The organism is Binatus sp. (SeqCode) (genome assembly GCF_035272065.1).
Taxonomy (GTDB): Bacteria; Desulfobacterota; Binatia; order Binatales; family Binataceae; genus Binatus.
Window position 1 is genome coordinate 139234 of sequence record NZ_DATEQZ010000052.1, and the last position, 7148, is coordinate 146381.

8 protein-coding genes and 1 pseudogene are annotated in these 7148 nt (G+C 60.3%); 3 read left to right on the top strand and 6 right to left on the bottom strand.

Annotated features, from left to right (window positions below):
* Positions 1 to 3: 3 nt before the first annotated feature.
* The 3 genes from ffh to VJX68_RS10305 all read right to left on the bottom strand — a co-directional run bounded on the left by ffh (position 4) and on the right by VJX68_RS10305 (position 3940).
* Positions 4 to 1344: a signal recognition particle protein gene (gene ffh, locus VJX68_RS10295; RefSeq protein ID WP_324095595.1), complete on the bottom strand. Its 1341-nt coding sequence runs from the start codon at positions 1342 to 1344 to the stop codon at positions 4 to 6.
* A gap of 369 nt (positions 1345 to 1713) precedes the next feature.
* The gene (locus tag VJX68_RS10300; protein ID WP_324095596.1) at positions 1714 to 3111 is read right to left on the bottom strand and encodes a DUF2330 domain-containing protein; all 1398 of its coding nucleotides are present in this window, start codon (positions 3109 to 3111) and stop codon (positions 1714 to 1716) included.
* Positions 3038 to 3940, bottom strand: coding sequence for an RnfABCDGE type electron transport complex subunit D (locus VJX68_RS10305; RefSeq protein ID WP_324095597.1), 903 nt, complete (start codon positions 3938 to 3940; stop codon positions 3038 to 3040). The genes VJX68_RS10300 and VJX68_RS10305 overlap by 74 nt, the downstream gene beginning before the upstream one ends.
* A 107-nt stretch (positions 3941 to 4047) precedes the next feature.
* Between VJX68_RS10305 and VJX68_RS10310 the strand changes: the two are divergent.
* The 3 genes and pseudogenes from VJX68_RS10310 to VJX68_RS10320 form a co-directional block, all read left to right on the top strand.
* A pseudogene (locus VJX68_RS10310) lies at positions 4048 to 4572 on the top strand (SelL-related redox protein); the annotation flags it as partial.
* A 55-nt stretch (positions 4573 to 4627) separates the two neighbouring features.
* Positions 4628 to 4756 (top strand): hypothetical protein, encoded by a 129-nt coding sequence (locus tag VJX68_RS10315; RefSeq protein WP_324095598.1) that lies wholly within the window; start codon positions 4628 to 4630, stop codon positions 4754 to 4756.
* 100 nt (positions 4757 to 4856) lie between these two features.
* Complete coding sequence (locus tag VJX68_RS10320) at positions 4857 to 5096, top strand: SRPBCC family protein (RefSeq protein WP_324095599.1); 240 nt, start codon at positions 4857 to 4859, stop codon at positions 5094 to 5096.
* 6 nt (positions 5097 to 5102) lie between these two features.
* Here the strand turns inward: VJX68_RS10320 and VJX68_RS10325 are convergent, their stop codons facing one another.
* From VJX68_RS10325 to VJX68_RS10335, 3 genes are all read right to left on the bottom strand, one after another.
* Positions 5103 to 5498 (bottom strand): nitroreductase family deazaflavin-dependent oxidoreductase, encoded by a 396-nt coding sequence (locus tag VJX68_RS10325; protein ID WP_324095600.1) that lies wholly within the window; start codon positions 5496 to 5498, stop codon positions 5103 to 5105.
* Between the two features lie 2 nt (positions 5499 to 5500).
* Positions 5501 to 6034 (bottom strand): GNAT family N-acetyltransferase, encoded by a 534-nt coding sequence (locus VJX68_RS10330; protein ID WP_324095601.1) that lies wholly within the window; start codon positions 6032 to 6034, stop codon positions 5501 to 5503.
* A gap of 37 nt (positions 6035 to 6071) precedes the next feature.
* On the bottom strand, positions 6072 to 7148 hold a 1077-nt coding region (locus tag VJX68_RS10335; RefSeq protein WP_324095602.1), incomplete at its 5' end, for a tetratricopeptide repeat protein.

Here is a 7148-nt window from a genome sequence, read left to right on the forward strand (position 1 = left end):
ATTCTAGCTGCCGAGGCCCAGTCCGCGCATCATCATTTTTCCCGCGCCCATGCGGGTGATTTTCTTCATCATCTTGCGCGTCTGTTCGAACTGTTTCAGAAAGCGGTTCACGTCCTGGACCGACGTGCCGCTGCCGCCGGCGATTCGCGCACGCCGGCGTCCGTTGATAATCAGATGATTGCCACGCTCCTGGAACGTCATCGAGTCTATAATCGCCTGGATGCGCTCGAGCTCGCGCTTAGCCTCATCGGAATCGGCCGCGCCCGCGATTTTCTTGAGGCCCGGTATCATGCCCATCAGATCGCCAAGCGATCCCATCTTTTTGATCGCCTTAATCTGCTCGGCGAAGTCTGTGATGGTGAACTCGTTCTTCTTGAACTTGCGCTCGAGCTCCTTGGCCTTGGTCTGGTCGTAGTTCTGCTGCGCCTTTTCGATCAACGTCAGCACGTCGCCCATCCCGAGGATGCGCGACGTCAGCCGGTCCGGATAGAAAATCTCGAACGCGTCGAGTTTCTCACCGGTGGCCGCAAACAGAATCGGTGCGCCGGTGATAGTGCGCACCGAAAGCGCCGCACCGCCGCGCGCGTCGGAGTCGAGCTTGGTCAGAATCACGCCCGAAATGTTCAGCCGCTCGTGGAATCCGGCCGCGACGTTGGCGGCTTCCTGGCCGGTCATCGCGTCGGCGACGAATATGATGTGATGCGGATTGAGCGCGGCCTTCAGGCGCGCCAACTCGTCCATCAGCTCTTCATCGATTTGCAGGCGGCCGGCAGTGTCGATCAGAATCGCGTCATGCCCACCGGTCTCGGCGCGGGCCATCGCGCGCGACGCGATCTCGATCGGATTCTGGTTCTCGTTGCTGTCGAGGACCGGAATATGCGCCTGGGCGCCGAGCACGCGGAGTTGCTCCATCGCGGCGGGGCGATAAACGTCGGTGGACGCCAGGAGCGGATGGCGCTTACGTTCCGATTTCAGCCACAGCGCGAGCTTTGCAATCGAAGTCGTTTTGCCCGAGCCCTGCAGGCCCACAACCATGATTTTGACGGGCGGCTTGACCTTCAGATCGAGTTCGCGCGCCGAACCGCCCATCGCGTTTTGCAGCTCGGTCGCGACGAACTTGATCAGATGCTGTTCGGGGGTGAGCGAGCGCAATACTTCGGCGCCGAGCGCCTTGGACTTGACGTGCTCGATAAAATCGCGAACGACCTTGATATTGACGTCGGCCTCGAGCAGCGCGAGCCGGACTTCTCGGAGCGCATCCTCGATATTGCGCTCGGTGATGCGGCCATGGCCCTTGAGTTTTTTGAAGACCCCTTCGAGGCGGTTGCTGAGCGTGTCAAACATGGATGAAAACTTGGTTATGGTCAGGTCGAGGTAAGCGGCTCCGGTACAGTCGATCCGTTTCTGTAGTCTAGCAAACCGTCAAGGCTAGGGCACACTGTCGTGGCTGTCAATGCGGCTGACCGACCACCAAACGTTCAATGGATGCAGCGAAGGGAGACACTACAGACGATGTTTTGACCTGCCCCAAATGCGGCGGGAAAACGATGTTGATTTACATCGAAGCGAATGAGGTTCAGAGCGTCAGGTGTGCGAGTTGCAGCGATCTGGTCGCGTACACGGAGAAATTGATCAGGATCCTCGAAAAGCCTTTGAAGCCATGGGCGCGGGGTCGCGATGCGACCCCGCGCGCTCTCCACACCATCCACATCTTCACGAGCCCCAGATACCTTGCCACCATGGCTTTGGCTGCGACTCCGGCGGCAGGCCGGCTTTCTTGATCACGTCCTGCAGGTTCCATCCTGTCAGATCGGCCAGCGTTTCTGCTTCAAGCGCTTTGCGCTTATTCAGCTCGTCGAAGTAATTCTTCGCGGCCTCGCATGCGGTGGGCGAGCCGTCCCACGCACGATGCATCACGTAGCGCGCTTGAAAGTTTTCCTGGTCCTGCGTCTCCTGGAAGATCAGGTCTTCGGGGAATGTCTCTGCACTGTAGCGGACGTGCAGCCGCGTGAGCATCACCGGCATCGGGCCGCCGCCCGGCTGGGGATAAGGCATGAACCCGCCGGGGCGACGATACATCGGCATCGCGCCGCCCGGCTGGTCGTCGAGCCAGAAGACGCCGAGGCTCTTCAATTCCTCGCGCGACAGCGGCGGCCCCGCGCACGGATCGCACCATCCCATGTTCCAGTCGTACTCGGTGAACACGGCGCGCATGTCGTTGCGCCTGACCTGCTCGTCGAACATCGCCTTGTAGAAGTCGCCGAACTCGCTGCGCACATACTCGGGGATGTCCATCCCGGTCGGCAGTTTCACGGTGCGATAGTTGGTGGTCTCGACCCGGCCGTTTTCGGTGAGCATGTAGATGACGAGATCCTGTGTCCCCTGCGAATTAATCATGCCGAGCCGAATCGGCAGCATGAACTTTGGCGACTCGAAGGCGAACTGCAGCGGCCGCAGATAGTTCAGCCCTGTGCGATTGTGCTCGGTCAGATTGACCTTGGCGACGAAGAACTTCATGTCGCTGCGAATGTACGGCTCGAGCGCGCGATCCGCGCCGAGCGGAATTTTGTAGCCGTTGAGTTGCAGCCAGGTTTGCAACCCGAGCGATTCCTTGGCCGACAAAATCACGATGTCGTACTCGCCGACGGTGTATTCAGCCTCGATCTTGACTCCGAGCGCATCGGCTTCTTTGTACGCGGGCGCGGCTGCCTCGTTTCTCGCCATCATCCCACTGGCTGCTCCCAGAGCCATCGGGCGCATGATCATGCAAGGGTCCGGGTCGTAGTACTCGACCAGCCGCGGCGAGCTGTATGCATCGATCTTCTGGAACAATTCGCGATCGCCGATATGCACCTGCCCCTTCTGGAGCACGACCGGCACCGGCACCACTAGCGCGAATTCCGACGGCTCGCCCTGGTAGTCGTTCATCAGGCTGATGACGGTCTTGTCGTCATGGTGCGCGATCACGACCTGCGACGCGTGATTGACCAGGGGCTCGTCGGCCTTGCCGACGTAGAAGCCGCAGAACGCGCGACCTTCACGCGGCGCGCAGAGCAGCAGCGCGACGACCGTCAATGTCGCGAGAATCGGGATGCGGTGAAGAGATTTCATGGCCACCTCCATTTTGTGTCCATTCGAATTTGCGCGCGGGCCAAATCGCGTCCCAAATCGGAACGCATGGCGCGGCGATAAACAAAGCCCAGATGAGTCCGTTCGTGTGGTAGAGCCGGATCTGCCACGCGTACGCGAGGGCGGCGACGAGCGCGGCGTGCGCGATTCTGCCGCGGCGATCGTTGGGGCCTGTCATCGGATCGGAAATCATGAAGAATGCGAACAGCAGCAGCGCGCCGCTCTCGAACTGATGCGTCCACACCGCCCATCGCTGACCGAGGTACTCGATGCGGAGCGCGAGCGCGCCGAGATAGAACCCGAGAAACGTCCAGCTTATGTCGCCGCGCCGCGCGCGATTCGTCACCAGCATACCGAGCATGACGACCCATCCCGCGACGGCAACATCCTGGCCCCACTGGCCGGGAGATACCCACGTGCCGGGAAGAAAAACGATCGCGCAGATGAGGCCGAAGGTCGCGGGATTGAACAGATGCTTGTCGCGAAATCGAAAAAGAGACTTCGAGTAGATCGCCGCGGCTGCCGCAATCGGATGCGCGATCAGGTTATCGGCGCGCAGCAGCAGCGTCAGACTGAGGCAGCTGATGATGGCGCTGCGGATTGAGCGCGGCTTCGACGGGTTGAGCCGCCAGCATGCCCCCTGCGTCAGCAGGCCGCCGGCGAAGGTCAGCACTACCTGCTCCGGCCGAATGCTGAAATCGCGGAAGTACGCGCCGGCGGCGAGCAAGATGCCAAGAGAGAAGATCTGGAACAGGCGAGGGTCGGCAAATGAGCAGAGCCAGAGCTTGAGCTTCGAGCTGAATGCGTCCATCGAGTCGTCCCTCTCGACTCTTTGAACGCGCCCGCCCAATTTTCTTGCAGAGTGTCCTTATTTTGGTGATTCCGTCTCGATCGTGTTAGATTCGCCAAATGGCTAAATCGCTCAGCCTCGCGCTGGCCGGTATTGCTCTTCCGGATACAGATGGGCGCGAAGTCCGGCTTGGCTCTTTATGGGAACGTAGTCCCGCTGTAATCGTCTTCCTCCGTCATTACGGCTGAATATTCTGCCGCGAGCATGTTGCGCAGTTGCGCGACCATGAGCAGGCGTTCAGAGCCAGGGGCGCCAATCTCGCCGCCATCGGTCTTGGCGATGTGCGCTACGCCCGCCTTTTTCGCGAGGAGACCGGAATCACATTTCCGCTGCTTGTCGATCAGCAACGGCTCGCGTATCGCGCCGCCGGCCTCAAGTCGGCGAACCTCCTGCACCTTCTGCGCAGTGACAACGCCAAGGCAAGGACGCGCGCGCAAGCAGCCGGCCATCGGCAGCATCGCCTGGGCGCCAACCCTTTTCAGCTCGGCGGAAGTTTCGTTTTCGGCCCCGGCAACGTCGATCTCTACGCGCATGTGAGCGCGACCTTCGGCGACAGCGCATCGCCGAGCGCGCTCCTCGGCGCCCTGGCTTAGCTGAAACGAATGGAAAGGTTTCAGAAAATCCGCTTCTTCTGATTTAATCATCGCGATGAAATGGCCGGCGGGATTCGAACCTGACAACTCATCGGTGTACGCGCGCAACGAGATTGCGATCGCTGCGGCGCCTGAGCGTATCTGGCGATGGCTTATTCGCGCGGCCAAGTGGCCCGTGGTATAGCAACAGCGCCAACGTCAATTTCATCCGCGGAAATCCACCGGACCTTGCGGCTGACACCGAATTTAAGTGGAAGACATTCGGCGCCGCCGTCAGTAGCCGCGTGATTGTGTTCGAACCGTCGCATGAAGTTGGATGGGACGCGCGTGGAGTGCTGCGCGCTTATCACGGCTGGATTATCGAACCGGACGGTCGCGGCGGATGCCGCGTCATCACCGAGGAATGCCAGAACGGACTGGTGCCGCAACTCGCGTGGTGGTATCTGCGCCCGATGCTCGAGCGCGGGCATCAGAACTGGGTCGAGAGTCTAAAGCGCGTTGCCGAAGGCGGAGAGCCCTCGTAGCAGTCGCTAATCGTCGGCGAGGATCACCTCGAAAGCGGCGGTGTTGTCGCGGACGATTCCCATCGACATCAGAAATTGTCCCAGCCGAAGCATCGGCGCCACGTACCAATACTTGCGCTCGACGAGGCGGTTGACCTTGTCGCGTTCCTGCTTGTCCGTAATCGGGCGCACGTCGCCGTTAAAGACTTCCCCGCCAACTCGAAGTGAGATGGCAGGGCGCGCCTTCACGTTGCGCACCCAGTTGCGATTAGCATTCGCCGAGGCGAGGTATAACCGGTCCGCATCGAGCATGTACCAAATAGTCACTTCGTACGGTCGCCCGCTTTTGCGTCCATAGTGAGTCAGACGCAGAGTCTGCCGATCTCCGACGCGTCGCAGCCGTTCAAAAGATTTCGATGCCATCGTCATGCACCTCGACTTCGGTCATAGTCCTCGCGCAACAGCGCCATCATGAAAACGTCACGATACTTTCCGTCGACGAAACTCTCCTGCCGCAGCAGCCCCTCACGCACGAAGCCGCATTTCTCGTAGCATCGGACCGCGCGCGAATTCTCGGCCAGGGTGGTGAGCCACAATCGATTCAGGTTCATTTTGTCGAACGCCAGGCGAATCACTGTTCGGAGCGCGTCGGTGCCAAAACCCTTGTCCCAGCACTGTTTCTCGCCGATCGTGATGAAGAACTCGGCCTTGCGGCTCTGCCAGTCGATCTTTCTGATTCCGGTATCGCCGACCAGCTTGCCGTCGAGCGTTTCGATTGCGAAGTATTTGGCATCGTCGCCCGCTGCCTGCGCCAGCTCGATGAATTTTTCCTGCTGCGCGCGCGAAGGATGGTTGGGCGGCCCCAGCCATCGCGTGACTCCCTCGTCCGAGAACCATCGGTACAGCGCGTCGGCGTCGGCTTTTTCATAACCGCGCAGCCTGACCAGTTTTCCCTGCATCTGGCTCCATCGCACGACTGGCTATTCGCGCAATTAGCTACTGAGTAATGGTTTCCATCACGCGGCCGCTCGCGCCGTCAACGATATTGACTTCAACCGGCGAGGAAATGTTGTTGTCCTTCTTGGCGCTGTCGATTCCCGCCTTCAGATCGTCCAGGAACTTGGTTTTCGCAAACGGTGGCATTTGATCCATCGGAAAGTTGTCCATCAGGACCTTGGCCTTGAGCTTGTCGGGCCACTCGACGGAGGTTACCTTCGATCCCGCGATCGGCAGGCCTCGCACCATCTCTTCGACATCGTCGTGAAAATCGTCTTCTCCGGATGCTGGCGCAGCCGCCGGTGACGCGGATGTTTTTGCCGCCATCGCTGCTGACGCCGCCGGCGAGCTAACCGCCACCGTACTCTTCGCCGCTACCGCCGCGGCCGGCGTTCCGAGAGCCTTCGCGGCCGGCGGAGTCGCCGCCGACGCGGCTTGCATCGACGCGCTCGCAGCCGGCGCGCCGCTGAGTTTCGCGATCAGTTCCTTCACCTGGCCGCGCGCCGTATCGTCCGGGGCCAGCGTCAGCGCTTGCTTGAGTGTGGCCGCCGCGTCATCGGGCTTGTTCTCCTGCCCGTACGCAATTCCCATGTTGTAGTACGCCTGGAAAAATCCCGGCTTGGAGGCGATCGCTTTCTTGTATTGCACGACCGCCTGATCGGCGTTGCCCGTGTAGAGGTACATCGTGCCGAGGTCGGTGCGGACTTCCGGATCGTCCGGCTTCTTCTTCAGGTAGTGCTCGTACGCGGCGATCGCTTCATCATATAGCTGCTTGTCGTAATCGATATCGCCGATACCGCGCAGCGCGTCGAGGTTGTCAGGCTCCAACTTCAACACATGGCCGTATGCTTCCTGGGCCTTGCCGTAATAACTTTGATCGAACATCGCCGCGCGCATCGAGACTGCGCCGAATTTGTTCCATGCCTCGACGTCGCCAGGTTTCGCGCGCGCTTCTTTTTCGGTCTTGTCGACAAAAGTGCGAGCCTCGGTCGGCAACTCGATCTTCGGATGTCCCGCCGGCAACGTGCCGTTCTGACTTCCAGCCGCCGCTGGATTCACCGTGGCATTCTGCTCCGG